We start from the raw sequence: 21,467 nt of genomic DNA, 5'->3' as shown, positions 1-21,467 counted from the left end.
CCTATGGCTGAGCAGCAAATCAAGGTCGCGGTGCTGGGTGGCGGCAGTTTCGGCACGGCACTTGCCAGCATCGCAGCGGACAACGGCGCCCAGGTGCGTCAGTGGATGCGCGATGAAGTGCTGGTCGCACAGATCAATCAGGAGCACCGTAATGGCCGCTACCTGCCACACTACGCGATCAACCCGGCGGTCACCGCCTCGACGGATCTCCAGGCGGTGCTTGAAGAGGCTGAGCTCGTCCTGATCGCCATTCCTTCCAAGGCGTTTCGCAGTGTCGTGCAGGCAGCCAAGCCCTGGCTCTCGGCCAGCCAGATTCTGGTCAGCACGACCAAGGGTATCGAGCAGGACAGCTTTTTCCTGATGAGCCAGGTGCTGGAGCAGGAAACCGGCTTTACGCATATTGGCGTGATCGCCGGACCGAACCTCGCCTCGGAAATTGCCGACAAGCAGCTGACCGCCACGGTGATTGCCAGCGCCGATGCGCTGACCCGCACCCGCGTGCAGCAGGCGCTGGGCTGCCGCTACTTCCGCGTGTATGCCAGCAACGACCGCCACGGCGTCGAGCTTGGCGGGGCGCTCAAGAACATCTACGCGATTGCCGCTGGCATGGCGGCGGCGCTGGGCATGGGCGAAAACACCCGCAGCATGTTGATGACCCGGGCGCTTGCCGAGATGAGCCGCTTTGCCGTGGCCCAGGGCGCCAACCCGATGACCTTTCTGGGCCTGGCTGGGGTGGGCGATCTGATCGTTACCTGCTCCTCCAGCCTGTCGCGCAACTACCGCGTGGGTTACGCCATGGGTGAGGGGCGCAGTCTCGAGGAGGCCGTCTCGGCGCTGGGGCAGGTGGCCGAAGGGGTCAATACCGTCAAGCTGGTATGCGCCAAGGCCCAGGAAATGGGGGTTTACATGCCGCTTGCCGAAGGGCTTTACCATGTTCTGTTCGACGGCGTGCCCGCGAAAGAGATGGCACGCACGCTGATGATGGGCGAGCAGAGCAGCGACGTGGAGTTCATTCTACCCCGGGAAGCGGTACAGCAGGCCCATCAGAAGAATCGAGGTTGGCATGAGTAGTCTCTTGATCATGCGCCACGGTGAGGCGGCCCCGGGCTTTCCGGACAGCAAGCGGGCGTTGACGCCCCGTGGCGAGCAGGAGGCGGCGGCCATGGGGCACTGGCTGGCTAAGCGTACGGAGCAGGGCGAGCTTGCAATGCCCGTTGTGTATGCAAGCCCTTACGTCCGCGCTCAGCAGACCGCCGAGCTGATTGCCAAGGCGCTTGGCTGCCCGGTTGCGACCCTTGATGTCATTACTCCCGATGACGATCCGGCAGGCGTCAGCGAATGGCTGCTGAACCAGCCGGATGGGGCGCCTATCATGCTTGTCAGCCATATGCCGCTTGTAGGCGAGCTAACCGGGCTGCTGGTAGAGGGAAAAGCCGGGCAGGGGGTAGGGTTTGCCACGGCCGCCATCGCCGAGCTCGAAGCCGAAGTGTGGGCGGCGGGCTGTGCGTACTTGAAGCGCTTTACTGCGCCAGGCCAGCTTGGCTAGTCAAGCACTGGCCACAAAAACGGCGACCCTTGGGTCGCCGTTTTTATTACTGCCAAACAGAACCCGCTTAAACCAGCGCGTCGAGCTTGGCTTTCAGCACGCCGTTGACCTGCTGAGGGTTGGCCGTGCCGCGTGACGCCTTCATGACCTGGCCGACAAAGTAGCCAATCATCTTGCCGCGCTTGTCCGGCTCGGCGTCGCGGTACTGGGCGACCTGGGCCGGACTCTCGGCGATGACCTGATCGATCATTGCTTCAATGGCACCGGTGTCGGTCACTTGCTTGAGACCCTTGGCGTCTATGATTTCATCGGCATTTTCGCCCTGGCCATTCCATAGCGCCTGGAAGACCTGCTTGGCCGCCTTGCCGTTGATGGTGTCATCCACTACTCGGCTGACCAGCTCACCCAACTGACGTGCTGATATGGGGCTGTTGGTGATGCTCAGGTTCTCACGGTTGAGCGCGCCGGCAAGCTCGCCCTGCACCCAGTTGGCCGCCTGCTTGGCATCACCGCACACGTGGTGTACTTCCTCGAAGAATTCGGCCATCTCGCGGCTCGCTGACAGCACGCTGGCATCGTAGGCGGAGAGGCCCAGCTCGTTCTGGAAGCGCTCACGCTTGTCCGCCGGCAGTTCCGGCAACTGGCCGCGCAAGTGATCAAGGTAGGCTTCGTCCAGCACCACGGGCAGCAGGTCCGGGCAGGGGAAGTAGCGGTAGTCGTTGGCTTCCTCCTTGGTGCGCATGCTGCGGGTTTCGTCGCGCTCGGGGTCGAACAGGCGGGTTTCCTGAACGACGCTGCCGCCGTCTTCGATCAGTTCGATCTGGCGCTCCACTTCAAAGGCAATGGCGCGCTCGACAAAACGAAACGAGTTGACGTTCTTGATTTCCGCCCGCGTGCCAAACGCTTCCTGTCCCTGGGGGCGCACCGATACGTTGACGTCGCAGCGCATGGAGCCTTCGGCCATGTTGCCATCTGAAATGCCCAGATAGGTAACGATCGAGTGAATCGCCTTGAGATAGGCGGCCGCTTCCTTGGCGCTGCGCATATCCGGCTCGGAAACGATTTCAAGAAGCGGTGTCCCGGCGCGGTTCAAGTCGATGCCGGTCATGCCCATGAAGTCTTCGTGCAGCGACTTGCCGGCATCCTCTTCCAGGTGAGCGTGGTGGATACGAATGCGCTTGCTGGTGCCATCTTCAAGCGTAATGTCCACTGCACCCGGGCCGACGATGGGGTGGTACATCTGGCTGGTCTGATAGCCCTTGGGCAGATCGGCGTAGAAGTAGTTCTTGCGATCAAACACCGATACTTCGGCAATATCGGAATGTACCGCCAGGCCAAACTGGACGGCCATGGCCACCGCCTGCTCGTTGAGCACGGGCAGCGTGCCGGGTAGACCCAGATCGACGGCACAGGCTTGAGTGTTGGGCTCGGCACCAAACGCCGTGGACGCGCCGGAGAAGATCTTGGAGCGGGTCGCGAGCTGAACGTGGACTTCAAGCCCAATTACGGTTTCCCATTGCATTAGGCGTGCTCCTCGGCGAAGGCGGGAAGTTGAAGGTGCCAGTCCGTTGCCTGCTGGTACTGATGCGCCACGTTGAGAAGCTGCGCTTCGGCAAAGTGGGTGCCCAGAATCTGCAGGCCCACAGGGCGGCCGCCGGCAAGGCCTGCCGGCACGCTGATACCGGGAATGCCGGCCAGGTTGACGGCGATGGTGTAGATATCCTGAAGATACATCGACACCGGGTCCTTCTTGGCGCCGAGGTCAAAGGCAGGGGTCGGCGAGGCCGGACCCATCAGCACATCGACATCTTCAAAGGCATCGAGGAAGTCCTGACGAATCAGGCGTCGAACTTTTTGCGCCTTGGTGTAGTAGGCGTCGAAAAAGCCTTCGGACAGCGTGTGCGTGCCGATCAGGATGCGCCGCTTGACCTCTTCGCCGAAGCCTTCCGCGCGCGAACGCTTGTAGAGGTCAATCAAATCGACCGGATCCTTGCAGCGATGGCCAAAGCGTACGCCGTCAAACCGGGAAAGGTTCGAGGAGGCTTCGGCCGGGGCGATCACGTAGTAGGCCGGAATCGCGTAGTGGGTGTGCGGCAGGCTGACTTCACGTACCGTCGCACCCAGGGATTCGTACACCTTGACCGCCTCACGTACGGCGCTTTCCACTTCAGGATCCAGGCCGTCGCCAAAATACTCCTTGGGCAGACCGATTTTCAGGCCTGACAGCGGCGCGTTCAGGGTTTCGGTGTAGTCCGGCACCCCGCGGGCAACGCTGGTCGAATCGCGGACGTCGTGCCCGGCAATCACGTTCATCAGGTGCGCGCAGTCTTCGGCACTGCGCGCCATGGGGCCCGCCTGATCAAGGCTCGAGGCGTAGGCAATCATGCCGTAGCGCGAAACGCGCCCGTAGGTGGGCTTCAGGCCGGTAATACCGCAGAACGCCGCCGGCTGACGAATCGAGCCGCCGGTGTCGGTGCCCATGGCCGCCGGGACCAGGCCTGCGGCCACGGCCGCGGCGCTGCCGCCGGAGCTTCCGCCGGGCACGGCGTTCAGGTCCCACGGGTTCTTGACCGGGCCATAATGGCTGTTTTCGTTGGAAGAGCCCATGGCGAACTCATCCATATTGGTCTTGCCCAGGCTGATGGTGCCGGCAGCGTTAAGCTTTTCCACCACGGTGGCATCGTAAGGGGCGATGAAGTTATCCAGCATCTTGGAGCCGCAGCTGGTCTTGACGTCGCGGGTACAGAAAATGTCTTTGAGTGCCAGCGGAATGCCGGTCAAAAGGCCCTTGTCGCCGGCGGCGCGTGCATTATCGGCAGCTTCTGCCTGCTTGAGCGCCTGCTCACCGGTCACGGTAATGAAGCTGTTGAGCTTGCCGTCGGCCTTCTCGATCTTTTGCAAATAGTGTGCGGTCAGTTCGCGGCTGGAAAACTCGCCGCTTTTTAGAGACGCCGCGAGTTGCGTTAACGTTTTATCATGCATGACCCAAATGCTCCGTTCGGAAACGAAAGAAAAGTATGAAAACAGCGGCTTGAAAACCCTGGGATATTTTTTTCAAGTCGTTACTCAACGACGCGAGGAACCAGGTACAAGCCGTTTTCCACTGCCGGAGCACAGCGCTGAAAAGTATCGCGCTGGTTGGTTTCCGTTACTTCGTCTGCACGCAGGCGCTGGGTCGCGTCCAGCGGGTGTGAGAGTGGTGAAACGCCTTCAGTATCAATGCTTTGAAGCTGATCGACCATGTCCATAATGCGGCTTAGATCGTCTACAAAGCCGGTGGCTTGGTCATCGCTGACGGCGAGTCGGGCCAGGTGCGCGGCCCGGCGCACATGAGATTCTTCAAGCGCCATGATCGAAATTTCCTCGCTAAAACGTGATGGAACATATTCCGCTTTGTGCGGTATACAGTCAGTCATCGAAAAAAACGTCTTAAGTATCAGACGTGGAAAATAGCCGCAAAAGGTACCACATTTTGGCCCCCACGGGCAGTGTTCAGCGCGACTCGTGCTTGCTGCCAGGGGGTTGCGGTGATACCGTTTGCATCCGCACAGGGTTCCCGGTCTGCACTAGGTAACAACATCCATGTTCAAACGTTTGAGGGGGCTGTTTTCCAGCGATCTGTCGATCGATCTGGGTACGGCCAACACACTGATTTATGTACGCGGTCGTGGCATCGTGCTCGATGAACCGTCCGTAGTCGCCATCCGTCAATCCGGCAATATGCGTAGCGTGGCATCGGTAGGTGCTGACGCCAAGCGCATGCTGGGGCGTACGCCTGGCAATATTACCGCCATTCGGCCGATGAAAGACGGCGTGATCGCCGACTTTACCGTCACCGAACAGATGCTTCAGCACTTTATCCGTAAGGTACACCAGAGCACCTTTCTGACGCCCAGCCCGCGTGTGCTGGTATGCGTGCCCTGCATGTCCACCCAGGTGGAGCGACGCGCCATTCGTGAGTCTGCCGAAGGTGCCGGTGCCCGTGAAGTGTTTCTGATAGAAGAGCCCATGGCGGCGGCCATTGGCGCGGGGCTTCCGGTCGAGGAAGCTCAGGGTTCGATGGTGGTGGATATCGGTGGTGGTACCACTGAAATCGCGATTATCTCGCTCAACGGCGTGGTCTATTCAGAATCCATACGCGTAGGCGGTGACCGTTTTGATGAGGCGATCACCGCGTACGTGCGCCGCCACTACGGCAGCCTGATTGGTGAGGCAACCGCCGAGCGAATCAAGGAAGAGATCGGCTGCGCCTACCCGGGCGGCGAACTGCGCGAGATCGACGTGCGTGGGCGCAATCTGGCCGAAGGCATTCCGCGCAGCTTCACTCTGAACTCTCACGAGATTCTCGAAGCGCTTCAGGAGACGCTGGGCTCGATTGTCGCCGCTGTGAAAAGCGCACTTGAGCAGTCGCCACCGGAGCTTGCCTCGGATATTGCCGAGCGTGGCCTGGTGCTGACCGGCGGCGGCGCGCTGCTGCGTGATCTCGACAAGCTGATTGCCGAAGAGACGGGGCTGCCGGTCATCGTGGCCGAAGACCCGCTTACCTGCGTGGCAAGAGGCGGCGGTAAAGCGCTTGAAATGATTGATCAGCACACGTTTGAGCTGCTCTCAAGCGACTGATTTGTAGCGGTTTATCGCGGGGGATTGCCTATTAAACCGCTATTTTCACACGCCTCGCTGCCGGGTTATCGGCTGTTTTTCTGCGTGTTGGCGGCAAGCGCCTTGATGTTTGCCGATCATCGCTTTACCCGCATGGAAGACGTGCGCGCCCAGATGACGATGGTTGTTGCACCTGTTCAATGGGTCGTTAGCGTGCCTAGCGATCTGTTGAATTGGGGCGCGCTCGCGCTGTCGGATCAGCAGGCGCTGGTCGATGAAAACCGTCGATTGCGTGAACAGATTCTTACGCTCTCCCATCGTGGCCAGCGCATGGCCAATCTGACGGCTGAAAACAGCGAGCTGCGCGAGCTGCTGAAAGCCGGCGAGCGGCGTGAGATTCCCTATATTACCGCTGAGCTGCTGTCGCTGGATAACGACCCCTTCAGCCACCAGATGGTGATTGACCGTGGGCATCGTAACGGCGCTTATGTAGGGCAGCCGGTCATTGATGCCTCCGGCCTTGTGGGGCAGGTCACCGCCGTTTCCGCCTACTCAAGCCGGGTGCTGCTGCTGGCCGATGCCAGTCACGCACTGCCCGTTCAGATCAATCGTAACGGCTTGCGCTTCATTGTGCAGGGGGCGGGGCGTTACGGCAGCGTGAACGTGCTTCACGTGCCGGATACAGCCGATATTCGCGAAGGCGACCTGCTCACGACCTCCGGGCTTGCCGGGCGATTTCCGCCAGGCTATCCCGTCGCCCGAGTGACCGAGGTCTACCACGACCCCGGTCAGCCGTTTGCCCGAGTGAGCGCTGAGCCCACCGCGCAGCTTCAGCGGGCGCGGCATTTTCTGCTGCTGTTTCCGCCGCCGCGTGAAGAGGTGGACGACCCTATCTGGGACGAATCCATGGATATTTCGGCAAAAGCTATTCACGCCGCTCAGCGGCTGGCGCCGGTCGAGCCTTCCGATGTCGAGGAGGAGCGCTGATGGCGCGTGTTCCCGTCATACCGCTGGTGGTCGTATGGTTCAGCCTGGTGCTGGCGCTTTGCCTGCAGGTAATGCCCCTGGCCGAAGGCTGGCAGGTATTTCGCCCGGAGTGGATTGGCCTGATGCTGATCTACTGGTGCATGCGCGTGCCGGATCGGGTTGGCGTCTTCCACGGCTTTGTGCTGGGCGTGCTGCTGGACCTGATCGAGGGTACTGCGCTTGGTCAGCATGCGCTGATCCTGTCGCTGCTGGCGTTTCTGTGTGCACTGGTCTATCCCCGTTTTCGCGCCTACTCGCTGGTTCAGCAGTCGGTGCTGGTGCTGGTGCTGCTCGGCCTGGTGCAACTGGTCGAGCAGTGGCTGCGCACCTTGACCGGCGAGTTTTCGATACACCTCTCCTTCTTGATTCCCTCCTTGATCAGCGCCTTTCTCTGGCCATGGCTTGCCACCATGTTCAAGGCGCTTGAAAAACGTTTGCTCGGGCCTTGAGAATGGACTCAGCATCGCTTCAGGAAAAAAGCCCCGTGCTGTGCCTGGCGTCGGCTTCTCCCCGGCGCCGGGATCTGCTTGCCTCCATCGGCGTGGAGGTGAGTGTCCGGCCAAGCGAGGTGGATGAAACGCCCTACCCAGGTGAGCAGGCCACAGCTTATGTAACGCGGCTGGCCATCGCCAAGGCAGAAGCTGCCATGCCTCACACAGCGTTACCCACACTAGGGTCTGATACCGCGGTGGTGGTAGATGGGGCTATATTGGGTAAGCCTGCGGATGCCGATGAAGCGGCGTCCATGCTCGGCCGACTCTCCGGCAGGACCCATCAGGTGATGACGGCGGTGGCGGTTACCGGGCCTTGCGGTGTGCTTTATCGCTGCGTGAGTACTGACGTCACCATGCGCAGGCTCACGGGGCAGGAGATCAGCCGCTACTGGCAGACCGGCGAGCCTGCCGACAAGGCCGGCGGCTACGCCATCCAGGGCCTGGCGGCGGTGTTCGTTGAAGAGATCAAGGGCAGCTATTCAGCCGTGGTTGGCCTGCCGCTGTATGAAACGGCGCAGTTGCTGCATCAACAGGGGGTGCCTATCTGGATGGGGCATTATAACTCGCACACCTAATCGTCTCATTGCCTGCATGACTGGCGTGGAATACGTGAATCAAGAAGGAATTTTGCATGAGCGGTGAAGTCCTCATCAATTTGACGCCAATGGAAACCCGCGTTGCGCTCGTCGAGAACGGTGTATTGCAAGAGGCGCTTATCGAGCGCTCACGGCGGCGCGGGATCGTAGGCAATATCTACAAAGGCAGAGTGGTTCGCGTGTTGCCTGGTATGCAGGCTGCCTTTGTCGATATTGGCCTCGAGCGCGCGGCGTTCATCCACGCTCACGAGGTCATGCCGTCCGGAACGCCAAGCGACGAACAGCAGACCATCGGGCAACTGCTGCACGAAGGCCAATCGCTGGTGGTGCAGGTCACCAAGGACCCGATTGGCACCAAAGGGGCACGCCTGACGACCCATCTGTCGATTCCTTCGCGCTATCTGGTATATATGCCGGACTCGCCCCATCACGGCGTTTCCCAGCGTATCGAAGACGAGCGTGAGCGCGAACGCCTCAAGGCCCTGCTGGACAGCAGCATCGCCGAGCAGACCCTTGAGGTAAGCGGCGGGTTTATCGTGCGCACGGCGGCCGAGGGCGTCGGCGATGAAGAGCTTGCCGGTGACATGCACTTTCTCCTGCGCATCTGGCGCAAGGTCGCCGAGCGCAAGGTGACCGCCGCGCCGCCCAGCGTCATCTATGATGATCTGCCGCTTTTCATGCGCACCCTGCGCGATGTCATGCGTGACGAGATCGAAAAGGTGCGTATCGACTCCCGCGAGAATTTCGTCAAGCTGGTCGAGTTTGCCGAGGAGTTCATGCCCGATGCGGTCGACAAGATCGAGTACTACCCCGGCGAGCGGCCGATTTTCGATCTCTACAGCGTCGAGGATGAAATCCAGAAGGCGTTGGGACGCAAGGTGCAGCTCAAGTCCGGCGGCTATCTGGTCATCGACCCGACCGAAGCGATGACCACCATCGACGTCAATACCGGCGGCTATGTAGGGCACCGTAATCTTGAGGAAACCATCTTCAAGACCAACCTGGAGGCAGCCACTGCCATTGCTCGTCAATTGCGCCTGCGCAACCTGGGCGGGATCATCATCATCGATTTCATCGACATGATCGAGGTGGAGCACCAGCGTCAGGTGCTGCGCGTGCTTGAAAAGGCGCTGGAGCGCGATCACGCCAAGACCAAGTGTACGGGGGTGACCGAGCTTGGCCTGGTGCAGCTGACCCGCAAGCGCACCCGAGAGAGCCTTGAGCAGACGCTATGCGAGGCATGCCCCACCTGCAGCGGGCGAGGAACGCTGAAAACGCCGGAAACCATCTGCTACGAGATCTTTCGCGAGATTCTGCGCGAAGAGCGGGCCTATAGCCCGGAAACCTACATGGTGCTGGCCTCCCAGCCGGTGGTCGACCGCCTGCTGGATGAAGAGTCCGCCGCCGTGGCCGACCTGGAAACCTTCATCAACAAGACTATCCGCTTCCAGGTAGAGCAGCACTACTCGCAAGAGCAGTACGATATCGTGTTGATGTAATCCATGACCATTCGTTTGCTGACGCGTTGGGGGCTACTGCTGCTGGCCTGGGGGTTGGGCCTTACGGCAGTGCTCCTTCTGCTTTTGAGGCTAGCCTTTAGCCAGGTAGATACGTTCACGCCGCGCATTGAAGCCTGGCTGGAGCGCCAGATTGGCGCGCCGGTAGAAATTGAAAGCCTTTCGCTCTCCATGGCGCGCAGTGAACTTGTTCTCGAGCTTGAGGGGTTTAGCTCCACCACGCCGGATGGACAGTCGCTGTTTTCACTGGACCAAGCCGAGCTTCGCCTGGACGTAGTGGCTTCGCTGCGCAGTCTTCTACCTATTTTCAGCCATGTCAGATTTCAGAATACCGAGTTTCATCTCTACCAGGATGAGCAAGGCAACTGGCAGTGGCCGACCCCCGCTCACCTGCCACTTGATATGGCACCCGAGACGGAAGTCGATCTCGTAAGGATTGATGCCTGGACCGAGTGGCTGCTGCGTCAGCGTATCTGGGTGGAGGATACCCGCGTCATGCTGCATGGCCAGCAGGATAACGTCACTCTGTATGCCGAAACGCTGCTGCTGACGGGCGATGCCCAGAGTACCAAGCTGCAGGGGGCAGTGAATATTCTGGAGGCTCGCCCTGAACAGAAAGATACCGTGCTGCCCGCCGCCCAGGTGCTAGCGGAAATGGAACCCGGAAAGCGCGGTATCAACGATTTTACCGCCACGCTCAAGCTTGAAGTGCAGTTTGACCAGCTATTGATGCTTGCCGAGATGTTTCGCCCGGAGCACGTGCCTTACCTGGAACAAGCGGGGGGAGATGCACGCCTGTGGGGGCGCTGGTATGAGGGCAAGCTACAGGAGTCTCGGCTGGCGGTGAGTGTTCCCCAACTGACGTTGCGTCACGATGTCGAATACGCCGTGTTGCGCAATATCGTGGCCAATGGCAAGTGGCAGCGTGATGGTGACGGCGGTGAGGCGTGGCTGAGTGGCGATGCCCAGAGCGTCGAGTGGGCAGAGCCTGCTGGCGCCGTGGAAGGACCTGCCTTGCCGCGCCACTGGTATCTTGCCCATCAACCGGGCCGCTGGGAGCTGCGCACCAGCGCGTTTGAGCTTGCCTCACTGACGGCCTGGCGCGACTACGTCTTTTTGCCCGAATCGGTAACGCGTGTGCTGCAGACGCTGGCCCCGGAAGGCCAGGTGCAGGGGCTGCGCCTGGGCCAGCGGGAGGGAAGCTGGGGCGTCGATGCGGCGCTGACCAATCTTCAAGTATCCCCCTGGCAGCAGGCGCCGGGCGGCGGCCCGCTGGATGCCTGGGTGCAGGCGCGTGATTTTCGCGGTCGCGTCACGTTCAATAGTGTCGGCGATAGCACGCTCTATTTTCCTGACCTGTTCATGGCGCCCATGGAGCTCGATCACGCTGATGGCATTGTCGAGTGGGTCTACGACGGCCCCAATACCATGATCAGCGGGCGTGATCTCAACGTGGAGTGGGATGGGGCTGAGGTCAGCGGCGGTTTTGGTCTTGTCGCCGGCGAGCGCAGCGGGCACTTCGGTCTGGATATCGACTTTGCCAATGTTGATGCACTTGAGCGCCCGCTGGCGCAGTGGCTGCCGCTCAAGGCGTTTGATCAGGAGCTGCGCGACTGGCTGCTGGATGATATTGGCGGCAGGGTGCCTACCGGCTCCCTGAAGCTTAGCCTGCCGCTGGGCGATAATGTTACTGCCGAGGATATATCGACAACCTTGGCGCTGGAAGTTACCCAGGGGCATCTTCCGATTGCGCCGGACTGGCCGCGCCTCGAGGAGGTTGAAGGGCGCCTTCGCTGGCAGAATCAGGTGCTTGAAGCGCAGATAGATCATGCTCAGAGCCACGGGGTGACGGCCTCCGGCGGTGAGCTGACCATGCAGGATGAAACGCTCAACGTCTCGGGAGATCTGCACAGCGACGGCGCCTCGCTCATAGCCTTTCTGCAGGCCATTCCCGACATGGACATGAGCCTGCTTGACGACCTTGAAGCCCAAGGGGAGGTGGACGGTAATCTTGCTCTGTCGTTACCCCTGCAAACCCCCGAGGCGCTGAAGCTTGAAGTCAACGCCACCCCGGTCTTTTCACGCATTCTCTACACGCCGCTGAATATTGCCCTCGAGAAAGCGGAAGGCGAGCTCACCTGGCAGCAGCATGCCGACAGCATGGCGCTGATAGGCACTGCCCGAGGCCGTTTTCTGGGCGGCGAGGTCAGCGCCGATATGCACACTCAACGCGATGGCATTGCGCTGCGCGGGCGCTCTCGAGTGGCGCCGCTGTTTTCGCTGGCGAATATACCGCTCGAGCAGAGTCGCCAGGTGGCCGAGGGAGATTTTCAGTGGCAGGGGCGCGTTACCCTTGAGCCCATGCTTTCATTGAGCCTGAATAGCCAGCTGCGGAACGTGACAAGCCACCTGCCCGAGCCTTTTAGCAAGCGCGCCGGAGAGCCCTGGCCCTGGACGCTTGAGGCCAATTTCGACAATAACCGCGTGGAGAGCCGCCTGGCAGACAGGGCGCATCTGCGCCTCTTCAACCGTCCTCACACCATTGCCGGTAATCTGCACATCGCAGGCGCTGACGTTGATGTGCCCGAGTGGCCATCAAAGCCGGGGCTGAACATCGCCGCAAGCGTTGCGCGCATTGATCCCCTGGCATGGCAGCAGGCTCTCGACCCGCTTGTTTCAAGAAGCGGTGAAGGGGGAGGTGAATCGATGGGCGAGGCTCCACCGCTTGAGATAGCGCTCGACACCGACTGCCTCGTCTACGAGCAGGCCTGCATCGGTGCGTTGAACCTCGACGGGCGCGTTCAGGGCGATACGCTGAGTGCGGCGGTACACAGTGATCTGGTATCCGGGCATGTGCAGTACCAGCCCCAGGCGCGCTATCCGCTGGATATCACCGTCGAGCAGCTGGCCGTGGATCGGCTGCTCGACCTGACCGAGACCGAGCATGATGTCCCGAGCGTATCGCCTGAATCCTGGCTGCACGCTGTGGAAACCGACCAGCCGCCGCCAATGGGCATGCCCGACTGGCTTGCCAGCATGCCCGATGGACGCCTGAGACTGGCCGAAATCGGCATGGGTGAGCGCCGTTTTGGACCCCTCTCAGCCTATTGGCAAGCCGATAGTGATCGCCTTTCGCTGGCACCGGTGGAGCTTACCCTGGGGCAACTGACCGCTCGCGGTGAACTCTACTGGGAAGGTGATGCCTCACAGAGTGAAACTCGTGCTCACCTGGCCATTGAAGGGGGCGATGTGGGCAGCGCGCTGGAGCGGCTGGACCAGCCAGTAGTGGTTCGCAGCCGTACAAGCGCCGCCGCCGCCAATCTGGGCTGGGCCGGCGCGCCGTGGCAGTTTGACCTGCGTCGTGCCGAAGGCGGGTTGAATCTTGACCTGCGCGACGGTCGCTTCGTCAAGTTGGAATCAGCGCCGGTGCGCCTGGTGGGTCTGCTCAACCTTGACAACCTTCTGCGTCGACTGCGTCTGGATTTTTCCGACATGACCGGGCAGGGCACGGCCTATGATAGAGTGTATGGTTCGGCAGACATTGCCAATGGTCAGCTGACGCTGCGCGGACCATTGAAAATTGAAGCACCCGCCGCCAATCTGACCCTGACCGGGCGCGTGAATTTGCTGCGCCAGGAGCTGGATCAACGCCTTGGCGTAACGTTGCCGGTGACGCAAACCCTGCCCATTGCCGCCGTAGCGGTAGGCGCCCCGATGGTGGGGGGCGCTCTGTTTATTGCCGACCAGCTGCTGGGTGATGCGCTGGATCGAGCAACGACCATTCATTATCGCGTGCAAGGTCCCTGGACCTCGCCGCAGGTTACCTTAGAAGGCCCCCAATGACCGCACTGAACAGCGATATAGCGTCCGCCGTTTCCATCCTGCTTACCCCGGGTGGTCTTGATCTGGATGGGCTTGATAAAGGCCTTGAGTACGCCATGGGCGCTGGCGTGGATTATGCCGATCTGTATTTTCAACGTACCTGGCAAGAAGGCTGGGTGCTGGAAGATGGTGAAGTAAAAGAAGCAAGCTACAACATCGATGGTGGGGTTGGTGTGCGCGCCCTGGCCGGTGAAAAGACCGGCTTTGCCTACTCCAACCAGATCAGTGCCGATGCGCTGGTGGATACCGGACGCACGGCGTCCGGCATCGTACGCAGCGGCAAGCGCCTGCCCGGCCAGAAAATTCAGCCGGTCAGTGCCGCGTCTTACTATGCAGGGGTGGACCCGCTTGCCGGGCTTAGCGCCGAAGAGAAGGTCGCCATGCTGAAAGAGGCCGACCGCGCGGCGCGCGCTGCTGACCCAAGCGTGACTCAAGTGAGCGCTTCGCTTTCCGGCACCTACGAAGTCGTTCTGGTACGAGCAAGCGACGGCACCCTGGCCGCAGACATTCGCCCGCTGGTACGCTTCAACGTCAGCGTGATTGCGGTCAAGAATGGCCGTCGTGAGCGCGGTGGCGCGGGCGGCGGTGGACGCTACTCCATGGCCCGGCTGCGCGATGAAGGCGTGGCCGAGCGCTACGCCAAGGAGGCCGTGCGCCAGGCGCTGGTGAACCTTGAGGCAGTCGATGCCCCGGCCGGGCAGATGCCTGTGGTGCTGGGCTCGGGTTGGCCGGGCATCCTGCTGCATGAGGCGGTTGGCCATGGCCTTGAGGGGGATTTCAACCGCAAGGGTAGCTCGGCATTTTCCGGGCGCATGGGGCAGCGCGTGGCAGCGAAAGGCGTCACGATTGTGGATGACGCCACCATTGCCGACGGGCGCGGCTCGCTGAGCATCGATGACGAGGGTACGCCGGGGCAGAACACGCCGCTGATCGAAGATGGCATTCTGACTGGCTACATGCAGGACAAGCTCAATGCGCGGCTGATGAACATGGCGCCGACCGGTAACTCTCGGCGCGAATCCTTTGCCCACCTGCCGATGCCACGCATGACCAACACGGTCATGCTGGCAGGCCAGGATGAGCCCGAGGATATTATCAAGAGCGTCAAACGCGGGATCTATGCGGTCAGCTTTGGTGGCGGCCAGGTGGATATCACCTCGGGCAAGTTCGTGTTTTCGGCCAGCGAAGCGTACCTGATCGAAGATGGGCGCATCACGGCACCGGTAAAAGGCGCCACGCTGATTGGCAATGGCCCGGAAGCCATGGGCCGGGTATCCATGATCGGCCATGACATGGCGCTGGATACCGGCGTGGGCGTGTGCGGTAAAGAGGGGCAGGGCGTGCCGGTCGGTGTAGGTCAGCCCACGTTGAAGCTGGATGAGCTGACCGTTGGTGGCACGCAGTCTTGACCGGTATTAAAGCGCCAGCGTTTCGCGCAGGTGCTTGAACAGCTTGCGCGAGCTGGTAGGCGGCTTGCCCTGATCGCGTTCGCGCTGGGCGTTGCGCACTAGCTGGCGCAGTGCCTGGCGGTCAGCGTCAGGGTATTCGGCCATAAACAGGTCAACGGCGGGATCACCCTCTTCGACCAGGCGGTCACGCCATTTTTCCAGCCGATGGAACGCGTGGTCGCGCTGCTCTTTTTCCTGTTCGATTGCGTCGAAAACCCCCTGTATGGCGGCCAGGTCCTCCTTGCGGATCAGCTTGCCGACATACTGCATATGGCGACGACGGCCTTCATGAGAGCGGATGCGCGCGGTTTCATCGATAGCGCGCAGCATGTCGTCGGAAAGCGGAAAGCGGGCGCGTTCGGCAGGGCGCATGGCAATCAAGGTTTCGCCAAGGGCCTGAAGGGCGTGCATTTCGCGCTTGAGCTGCGATTTACTCGGCCGCTCTTCTTCGGGTTCCTGAGTATCAAAAGGCTCGGGACGTTTTTTCGGCATAATAGGGCTCACTGACTACATTGGGCTTACTGACTGAAGTGGGCTTGCTAGCTAAACAGGGCTCACTGACAAGATTTGTTGGCAGCATTATATCAGGCTGCGACCATAACATTGATTCGCCGACGTGATTCGGGCGAAAAAGGAGGCCACATGGCACAGGCATTTGATGCATCCGCGCAGCAGGCTTTATTGACGACGCGGGCAGAAGAGGCGTTGGCCCTGGCCAAGCGTCTGGGCGCCGATGCCGCCGAGGTAGGGGCAAGCGTCGATCAGGGTATCGGCATCAGCGTGCGTCTGGGCGAAGTGGAAACCGTAGAGCTTTCCCGCGATCAGGGCATTGCCGTGACGCTTTACGTGGGTAAGCGCAAGGGCAGCGCGTCATCGAGTGACGCAAGCAGCGCCTCCATTCAGGCAACGGTCGAGAAAGCCCTGGCGATTGCTCGCTACACCGGGGAAGACCCGGCGGCGGGCCTGGCGGATGCCGATCAGATGGCAACCGAGCTGCCGGATCTCAAGGTTCACTACCCCTGGGCGCTGACCACCGAGCAGGCGATCGAACTGGCGCTTGCCTGCGAACAGGCCGGGCGCGATGTTGAAGGCATCAGCCAGTCAGAAGGTGCATCGCTGTCCAGCGGCGAAGGCGTGCGGGTATATGCCAACAGTCATGGCTTTCTGGGCACCCAGAAGGGCAGCAGCCATTCACTTTCCTGCATGCTGATTGCCCAGGATGAAAGCGGCATGCAGCGCGACTACGACTACACCTCGTCACGTAACCCGGCGGCGCTGCGCGACCCGGCAGAGGTCGGCCGCGAGGCGGCAGCCCGTACGCTGCGCCGGCTTGGCGCCAAGCGGCCGCCCACGGGTACTTTTCCGGTGCTGTTTGATCCCTCGCTCTCCGGCGGATTGATCGGTCATCTCTTGAGCGCGCTGGCAGGCGGTGCCCTGTACCGTCAGTCCTCCTTTTTATGCGACCGCCTGGGAACGCCGCTTTTCCCGGAGTGGTTCAGCCTCGAAGAGCGGCCCATGGAAGTGGGCGCCACGGCCAGTACGCCGTTTGATGGCGAAGGCGTGCAGACCCGCAACAACCGCTTTATCGATCAGGGCAGCATCGCAAGCTACATGCTGTCTTCCTACAGCGCCCGGCGCCTGGGCATGCAAACCACCGGTAACGCTGGCGGTGCGCGTAATGTGCGCCTGGATGCGCCGCTCAAAAGCCGCGAAGCGCTGCTCAAGGAGATGGGCCGCGGTATCTGGGTTACCGAGCTGATGGGCCAGGGGGTCAATGGCGTGACCGGGGACTACTCACGGGGCGCAGCCGGTTTCTGGGTCGAAAACGGCGAGATTCAGTACCCGATCGAGGAATTCACCATTGCCGGCAATCTGGAGCGCATGTTCTCTGGCCTGGTGGGTATTGGCAGCGATACCGATACGCGTGGCAGTGTCCACACGGGCAGCTGGCTGATCGATGCGATGACGGTGGCCGGCAGCTGAATCCGGTGCGCACCGTTTGATAAAAAAGCCCACGATCATGTCGTGGGCTTTTTAGTAAGTGAACCTTGGCTCGATGCCCAGGTTTAGCGCTTGGATCGGTAGTTCTCGTCCAGCTCAAGGCGCTCGAGAAGGCGGCTGAACAGAAAGGCCTCATCGCCTTCGAGCGAGCGGCTCAGGCAGTCCAGATACTCGCGGCGCGGGTAGCGCCACCAGCGCGGTGCCTTGTAGGCATCAAGGTCGATGGCGAACAGGCAGCCATCGCGGACCAGAAAGTTGCCGGTATGCAGACCGCGACAGTGAATGCCCTCGCGGTCGAAGGCGACCAGAGCATCCAGGTACTGCTCCTGCAGGTCTGTTGAGCCGAGGATCAGTTGCCGAAGCGGCACGCCGTGAATGTTTTCGGTCACCAGCCGGTAGGGGCGGGCCTCGGTAATCGTTGGTGTCGCGATGCCCAGCGCCTTCAGGCGCGAAGCGACGAGCGCGAAGTTGAGCCCCGGGTAGGGGCGGATGCGCAACAGATAGCGGAGCTTGTCGAAAGCCTTTGGCTGAAACGTCTTGATGAAATGATCGAGCTCAGAATCAAAATGCACCCGAGAATACTTGCCGGTCTGGATTAACTGCATGGTTGTGCCCGATAGATGAGGAGTACGGCTGAAAGCCGGTGGTCAGGCGTCTTCGTCGAAACGGGCCTTGAAGAGTGCCTCCAGCGCATCCAGCGCCGCTTCGGCGTCATCGCCGACGGCTTCGACGGTCAATACCGTGCCGCAGGGGGCCGCCAGCATGAGAAGCGACATGATGTTGGCGGCGTCGGCCTTCTGGGTCTGCTTGTAGACGTACACCCGGGAGTCGAACTGCTGCGCACAGGTGACGAGTTTAGTGGCGGCGCGGGCGTGCAAACCACGCTGATTGGTAAGGGTTAAGGTTCTTTCTGGCACCCTGGTTCCTTTTGTCCGAGTGGTGTCATACAAGCTGGGCGATCAGGGGATGCCGGATTTCTGCTCGGCAAGTGTCGCGATATCCGTCGGTGCTGTCTGAGAGCCGCCAAGCGTGTATTGCAACCCGAGTTCACGATGGCGCAACTGCACATCGCCTATCTGCGGTACCAGCGCCTGGGCCAGCTGCTCGGCTACGTACACCGAACGGTGCTGCCCACCCGTACAGCCAATTGCGACGGTCATGTAGCTTCGCTGGCTGTTCTGATAAGCCGGCAGCCAGCGTTCCAGCAGCGCCTGAATATCCTGGGTCATATCTTCGACAATCGGGTAGCCACGCAGGAAGGCGATGATGGTGGCGTCACGGCCAGTATATTGACGCAGCGTCGGATCCCAGTAGGGGTTGGGCAGGCAGCGTACGTCGAATACCAGGTCGGCATCCATGGGCACGCCACGCTTGTAGCCAAAGGATTCGAAGGTCAGCGTCAGCTGGTCCTTACGCTGGTGAGCTACCTGATCGGTAATGCGACGACGCAGATCGTGGACTGAAAGCCGCGAGGTATCGATCATCAAGTCGGCAAGATCGCGTATTTCGTTGAGCGTCTCTTCTTCCTTGGTAATCGCCTCTTCAAGTGTCATGTGGCTGCCCCGGGTCAGCGGGTGGCGCCGCCGCGTGGCCGAGTAACGCTCCAGAAGAATGCGGGCATCGGTGGTCAGATAGATGACCTGGCAATCGATCGGGCGCTGGCGCAGCTCTTCAAGAAGTACGGGCAAGCGCTCAAGTGCACCCGGCAGATTGCGCGCATCAATACTTACCGCAAGGTGCGTACGTCCACCTTCATCACAGAGTTCATCAACCAGCGATCCCAGCAGCATGGCGGGCAGGTTGTCGATAGCGTAGTAGCCGATATCTTCAAGCGCCTGTAAGGCAATGGACTTGCCCGACCCTGAGCGGCCGCTGATGATCACCAGTTGCATAGTGACTCTCTTTGCATAAAAGCATGAGGGGATGAAAGCGAGAAGATACGCTGCTGTGCGAGTAGGTTACGGTATTGCCTGTTCACGAATCTTGCTGGCAAGCAGGTCAAGTAGCTCACGCTGGCTGCCGGTTTTTCGCAAGGCCTGACGCGTCTGCGCATCGTTCATGATGGTGGCTACCTGCCCAAGCAGCGAAAGATGCGTATCATCCGCTTCTTCCGGTACCAGAAGCACGAACACCAGATCGACCGGATCGCCATCGATCGCATCAAAATCGACCGGCTCGGACAGCTTCAGAAAACCGGCGATAGGCGTTACGCAGTGAGGGCTGCGCGCGTGGGGAATGGCAACACCGTTGCCGATGCCCGTACTGCCCAGACGCTCGCGGCCAATCAGACGGCTGAAGACTTCCTGGCTATCCAGACTGGGTGTATTTTGCGCAATAAAGGTGCTGAAAAACTCCAGCACCCGTTTTTTGCTGCCCCCGGGTACGTCATAAAGCACGCGCTCCGGGGGGAGAATGGTTTCCAACGTCATTGAATTAACGCACGCCAGCGCCTTGGGCGCGGGCTTGTGCTTTTTCCTTGTGCTTGACGAGTTGACGATCGATCTTATCGGCCAGAGCGTCGATAGCGGCATACATGTCGACATCTTCGGCGTCGGCATGCAGATCGGCGCCTGCCGCGTGAAGGGTGCACGCCGCCTGCTGACGCTCCTTCTCTATGGATAAGGTTACTTGTACCGTAGTGATGTTGTCGTAATGACGTTCGACGCGTTCAAGCTTTTCATTAACATAGTCACGCAAGGCGTCAGTCAGTTCTACGTGATGACCAGTGATATTTACTTGCATTGACGTGCTCCTTATCCATCGGACTGTATTTCGATTGTAACCCTTTTTACGCTATTGCAAAGCCCTGAGGGCGAGTTTTGGCGTTTCTATTTCAAGCGTCTGCTTTAAATGGCTATCTCAAACGGCGACGCTCGCTCGATGAGGGAATGCCCAGCGACTCGCGGTATTTGGCTACGGTACGGCGGGCAACGGCAATGCCGCCTTCTTCGAGTAGCGTTACCAGTCGGCTGTCTGAAAGCGGTTTGCCTGGCGGCTCGTCCTGAATCAGCTTTTTCAGCCGGGCACGAATGGCGGTACTCGAGTGGCTGTCGCCACCATCCTGGCCGCTGATCTGGCTGGAGAAGAAATATTTGAGTTCGAACACGCCACGCGGCGTATGAATATACTTTTGTGTGGTAACACGTGAAATGGTCGATTCGTGCATTTCAACGGCTTCGGCGATATCCGCCAGAATCAGCGGTTTCATGGCTTCTTCACCATGCTCAAGAAAGCCGATCTGACGGGTGACAATCTCCCGGCCCACGCGCAGCAGGGTATCGTTGCGGCTGGAAAGGCTCTTGATCAGCCAGCGCGCCTCCTGCAGATGTTCTTTCAGGAACTGGTTGTCCTGACTCTTGTCGGCGCGCTTGATCAGACTGGCGTAGTCGGGCTGGATGCGCAGCCGCGGCAGGGCGTCAGGGTTGAGCTCCAGATGCCAGCCTTCGTTGTCGTGACGTACCACGAGATCCGGCGTGATGTAGCTGTCGTCGGTAGGGCCGTAGGCGCTGCCGGGGCGCGGGTCCAGGCTGCGAATCAGATGGATGACATCCTCGAGCTGCTCGTCATCCAGCCCAAGACGACGCTTCAGAAGACGCATGTCGTTTTTACCCAGCGCTTCCAGGAACTGACGTACCAGACGCTTGGCGGGAACCAGCAGGGGTGTGTCTTCAGGCAGGGTTGCCAACTGCAGCATCAGGCATTCGCGCAGGTCGCGAGCGAATACTCCGGTAGGCTCAAACTGCTGCAGGCGCAGCAAGATGGTTTCCATCTCGCGCTGATTGAGGCCGTCCAGACCCTGGGCGCGTAAACCGTCGCGAATATCGTTGAGCGGCTGCGTAAGGTAGCCGTTGGCATCGAGCGCATCGATCAGGCTTTCCGCCACCAGCTGCTCACGGACGTTGAAATCAGTCATGGCGAGTTGCCAGAGCAGATGCCCGTAAAGGCTCTGGCCGGCGGCCTGGCGTTCGAAATCGGGGCCATCGCTGCCACTGCCCGCCGCGCTTGGCATGTCCTGGTAGGTATCTGACCAGTCGCTATCCACCGAGAGTTCGGTGGGGATACTCTCTGACCACTCCGCTTCCTGCGGTTCAACGGCGGCCTGCTCGCCGAATTCGTCTTCCTGCTCCAGCATCGGGTTGGCATCCAGCGCCTGCTGAATTTCCTGGCGCAGATCCAATGTGGAGAGCTGCAGCAGAGCAATGGCCTGCTGCAGCTGGGGTGTCATGGTCAGCTGCGTGCCGATACGCAATTGAAGAGAAGCTTTCATGACCATCTGAGAACCACTCGTTAATCGGAAAGCTTCACACTAGTGCGAGTCATGATCATGTGCAAGTGCAATAAGCATGCCATTGATAATA

20 protein-coding genes are annotated in these 21,467 nt (G+C 60.4%); 10 read left to right on the top strand and 10 right to left on the bottom strand.

Annotated features, from left to right (window positions below):
• Positions 1 to 3: 3 nt before the first annotated feature.
• Positions 4 to 1,071 (top strand): NAD(P)H-dependent glycerol-3-phosphate dehydrogenase, encoded by a 1,068-nt coding sequence (locus B0H98_RS00735; protein ID WP_106373160.1) that lies wholly within the window; start codon positions 4 to 6, stop codon positions 1,069 to 1,071.
• The gene (sixA, locus tag B0H98_RS00730) at positions 1,064 to 1,546 is read left to right on the top strand and encodes a phosphohistidine phosphatase SixA (RefSeq protein ID WP_106373159.1); all 483 of its coding nucleotides are present in this window, start codon (positions 1,064 to 1,066) and stop codon (positions 1,544 to 1,546) included. The genes B0H98_RS00735 and sixA overlap by 8 nt, the downstream gene beginning before the upstream one ends.
• 67 nt (positions 1,547 to 1,613) lie before the next feature.
• Here the strand turns inward: sixA and gatB are convergent, their stop codons facing one another.
• The 3 genes from gatB to gatC all read right to left on the bottom strand — a co-directional run bounded on the left by gatB (position 1,614) and on the right by gatC (position 4,896).
• Positions 1,614 to 3,068, bottom strand: coding sequence for an Asp-tRNA(Asn)/Glu-tRNA(Gln) amidotransferase subunit GatB (gene gatB, locus B0H98_RS00725; RefSeq protein WP_106373158.1), 1,455 nt, complete (start codon positions 3,066 to 3,068; stop codon positions 1,614 to 1,616).
• The gene (gene gatA / locus B0H98_RS00720) at positions 3,068 to 4,528 is read right to left on the bottom strand and encodes an Asp-tRNA(Asn)/Glu-tRNA(Gln) amidotransferase subunit GatA (RefSeq protein ID WP_106373157.1); all 1,461 of its coding nucleotides are present in this window, start codon (positions 4,526 to 4,528) and stop codon (positions 3,068 to 3,070) included. Before gatA ends, gatB begins: the two co-directional genes overlap by 1 nt.
• Positions 4,529 to 4,608: 80 nt before the next feature.
• Positions 4,609 to 4,896 carry an Asp-tRNA(Asn)/Glu-tRNA(Gln) amidotransferase subunit GatC gene (gene gatC, locus B0H98_RS00715; protein ID WP_106373156.1) on the bottom strand — a complete coding sequence of 96 codons (288 nt, stop codon included), beginning with the start codon at positions 4,894 to 4,896 and terminating at the stop codon, positions 4,609 to 4,611.
• Positions 4,897 to 5,128: 232 nt separating this feature from the next.
• Here gatC and B0H98_RS00710 point away from each other — a divergent pair, with 232 nt between their 5' ends.
• From B0H98_RS00710 to tldD, 7 genes are read left to right on the top strand one after another with little or no spacing between them, the layout of a single operon-like run.
• Positions 5,129 to 6,166: a rod shape-determining protein gene (locus tag B0H98_RS00710; protein ID WP_018915723.1), complete on the top strand. Its 1,038-nt coding sequence runs from the start codon at positions 5,129 to 5,131 to the stop codon at positions 6,164 to 6,166.
• A 24-nt stretch (positions 6,167 to 6,190) separates the two neighbouring features.
• Positions 6,191 to 7,132: a rod shape-determining protein MreC gene (gene mreC / locus B0H98_RS00705; RefSeq protein ID WP_106373155.1), complete on the top strand. Its 942-nt coding sequence runs from the start codon at positions 6,191 to 6,193 to the stop codon at positions 7,130 to 7,132.
• Entirely contained in the window at positions 7,132 to 7,620 is a 489-nt protein-coding gene (mreD, locus tag B0H98_RS00700) for a rod shape-determining protein MreD (protein WP_106373154.1), read from the top strand. The genes mreC and mreD overlap by 1 nt, the downstream gene beginning before the upstream one ends.
• Before the next feature lie 2 nt (positions 7,621 to 7,622).
• Positions 7,623 to 8,240 (top strand): Maf family protein, encoded by a 618-nt coding sequence (locus tag B0H98_RS00695; protein WP_106373153.1) that lies wholly within the window; start codon positions 7,623 to 7,625, stop codon positions 8,238 to 8,240.
• Positions 8,241 to 8,296: 56 nt separating this feature from the next.
• The gene (gene rng / locus B0H98_RS00690) at positions 8,297 to 9,760 is read left to right on the top strand and encodes a ribonuclease G (RefSeq protein ID WP_106373152.1); all 1,464 of its coding nucleotides are present in this window, start codon (positions 8,297 to 8,299) and stop codon (positions 9,758 to 9,760) included.
• 3 nt (positions 9,761 to 9,763) lie between these two features.
• Positions 9,764 to 13,621 carry a YhdP family phospholipid transporter gene (locus tag B0H98_RS00685; RefSeq protein ID WP_106373151.1) on the top strand — a complete coding sequence of 1,286 codons (3,858 nt, stop codon included), beginning with the start codon at positions 9,764 to 9,766 and terminating at the stop codon, positions 13,619 to 13,621.
• A complete protein-coding gene (gene tldD, locus B0H98_RS00680) occupies positions 13,618 to 15,069 on the top strand; it encodes a metalloprotease TldD (RefSeq protein WP_106373150.1) in 1,452 nt (483 codons plus the stop codon). Before B0H98_RS00685 ends, tldD begins: the two co-directional genes overlap by 4 nt.
• Before the next feature lie 6 nt (positions 15,070 to 15,075).
• Here the strand turns inward: tldD and yjgA are convergent, their stop codons facing one another.
• On the bottom strand, positions 15,076 to 15,600 hold the full coding sequence (yjgA, locus tag B0H98_RS00675) for a ribosome biogenesis factor YjgA (protein WP_106373149.1): 525 nt from the start codon (positions 15,598 to 15,600) through the stop codon (positions 15,076 to 15,078).
• Positions 15,601 to 15,750: 150 nt separating this feature from the next.
• Here yjgA and pmbA point away from each other — a divergent pair, with 150 nt between their 5' ends.
• The gene (gene pmbA, locus B0H98_RS00670; protein WP_106373148.1) at positions 15,751 to 17,091 is read left to right on the top strand and encodes a metalloprotease PmbA; all 1,341 of its coding nucleotides are present in this window, start codon (positions 15,751 to 15,753) and stop codon (positions 17,089 to 17,091) included.
• Positions 17,092 to 17,174: 83 nt separating this feature from the next.
• On the opposite strand, the gene B0H98_RS00665 is transcribed toward pmbA, so the two are convergent.
• The 6 genes from B0H98_RS00665 to B0H98_RS00640 all read right to left on the bottom strand — a co-directional run bounded on the left by B0H98_RS00665 (position 17,175) and on the right by B0H98_RS00640 (position 21,382).
• Complete coding sequence (locus B0H98_RS00665) at positions 17,175 to 17,714, bottom strand: BUD32 family EKC/KEOPS complex subunit (protein ID WP_106373147.1); 540 nt, start codon at positions 17,712 to 17,714, stop codon at positions 17,175 to 17,177.
• A gap of 42 nt (positions 17,715 to 17,756) precedes the next feature.
• Positions 17,757 to 18,026 carry an HPr family phosphocarrier protein gene (locus B0H98_RS00660; RefSeq protein ID WP_106373146.1) on the bottom strand — a complete coding sequence of 90 codons (270 nt, stop codon included), beginning with the start codon at positions 18,024 to 18,026 and terminating at the stop codon, positions 17,757 to 17,759.
• A gap of 42 nt (positions 18,027 to 18,068) precedes the next feature.
• On the bottom strand, positions 18,069 to 19,001 hold the full coding sequence (rapZ, locus tag B0H98_RS00655; protein WP_106373145.1) for an RNase adapter RapZ: 933 nt from the start codon (positions 18,999 to 19,001) through the stop codon (positions 18,069 to 18,071).
• Positions 19,002 to 19,067: 66 nt separating this feature from the next.
• Positions 19,068 to 19,538, bottom strand: a complete 471-nt coding sequence (locus tag B0H98_RS00650; protein WP_106373144.1) for a PTS sugar transporter subunit IIA — start codon at positions 19,536 to 19,538, stop codon at positions 19,068 to 19,070.
• A 4-nt stretch (positions 19,539 to 19,542) separates the two neighbouring features.
• The gene (gene hpf, locus B0H98_RS00645; RefSeq protein ID WP_018915735.1) at positions 19,543 to 19,851 is read right to left on the bottom strand and encodes a ribosome hibernation-promoting factor, HPF/YfiA family; all 309 of its coding nucleotides are present in this window, start codon (positions 19,849 to 19,851) and stop codon (positions 19,543 to 19,545) included.
• A 112-nt stretch (positions 19,852 to 19,963) separates the two neighbouring features.
• A complete protein-coding gene (locus tag B0H98_RS00640) occupies positions 19,964 to 21,382 on the bottom strand; it encodes an RNA polymerase factor sigma-54 (protein ID WP_106373143.1) in 1,419 nt (472 codons plus the stop codon).
• Positions 21,383 to 21,467: the final 85 nt, after the last annotated feature.

The organism is Vreelandella songnenensis, from assembly GCF_003002925.1.
Lineage (GTDB): Bacteria > Pseudomonadota > Gammaproteobacteria > Pseudomonadales > Halomonadaceae > Vreelandella > Vreelandella songnenensis.
Note: the sequence above shows the minus strand (reverse complement) of the source record. Positions and strands in the feature narration are given on the sequence as shown.

Coding starts and splice junctions, on each gene's coding strand:
- B0H98_RS00735 (WP_106373160.1), top strand. CDS start 4: ATGGCTGAGCAGCAAATCAAGGTCGCGGTGCTGGGTGGCGGCAGTTTC.
- sixA (WP_106373159.1), top strand. CDS start 1,064: ATGAGTAGTCTCTTGATCATGCGCCACGGTGAGGCGGCCCCGGGCTTT.
- gatB (WP_106373158.1), bottom strand. CDS start 3,068: ATGCAATGGGAAACCGTAATTGGGCTTGAAGTCCACGTTCAGCTCGCG.
- gatA (WP_106373157.1), bottom strand. CDS start 4,528: ATGCATGATAAAACGTTAACGCAACTCGCGGCGTCTCTAAAAAGCGGC.
- gatC (WP_106373156.1), bottom strand. CDS start 4,896: ATGGCGCTTGAAGAATCTCATGTGCGCCGGGCCGCGCACCTGGCCCGA.
- B0H98_RS00710 (WP_018915723.1), top strand. CDS start 5,129: ATGTTCAAACGTTTGAGGGGGCTGTTTTCCAGCGATCTGTCGATCGAT.
- mreD (WP_106373154.1), top strand. CDS start 7,132: ATGGCGCGTGTTCCCGTCATACCGCTGGTGGTCGTATGGTTCAGCCTG.
- B0H98_RS00695 (WP_106373153.1), top strand. CDS start 7,623: ATGGACTCAGCATCGCTTCAGGAAAAAAGCCCCGTGCTGTGCCTGGCG.
- rng (WP_106373152.1), top strand. CDS start 8,297: ATGAGCGGTGAAGTCCTCATCAATTTGACGCCAATGGAAACCCGCGTT.
- B0H98_RS00685 (WP_106373151.1), top strand. CDS start 9,764: ATGACCATTCGTTTGCTGACGCGTTGGGGGCTACTGCTGCTGGCCTGG.
- tldD (WP_106373150.1), top strand. CDS start 13,618: ATGACCGCACTGAACAGCGATATAGCGTCCGCCGTTTCCATCCTGCTT.
- yjgA (WP_106373149.1), bottom strand. CDS start 15,600: ATGCCGAAAAAACGTCCCGAGCCTTTTGATACTCAGGAACCCGAAGAA.
- pmbA (WP_106373148.1), top strand. CDS start 15,751: ATGGCACAGGCATTTGATGCATCCGCGCAGCAGGCTTTATTGACGACG.
- B0H98_RS00665 (WP_106373147.1), bottom strand. CDS start 17,714: ATGCAGTTAATCCAGACCGGCAAGTATTCTCGGGTGCATTTTGATTCT.
- rapZ (WP_106373145.1), bottom strand. CDS start 19,001: ATGCAACTGGTGATCATCAGCGGCCGCTCAGGGTCGGGCAAGTCCATT.
- B0H98_RS00650 (WP_106373144.1), bottom strand. CDS start 19,538: ATGACGTTGGAAACCATTCTCCCCCCGGAGCGCGTGCTTTATGACGTA.
- hpf (WP_018915735.1), bottom strand. CDS start 19,851: ATGCAAGTAAATATCACTGGTCATCACGTAGAACTGACTGACGCCTTG.
- B0H98_RS00640 (WP_106373143.1), bottom strand. CDS start 21,382: ATGGTCATGAAAGCTTCTCTTCAATTGCGTATCGGCACGCAGCTGACC.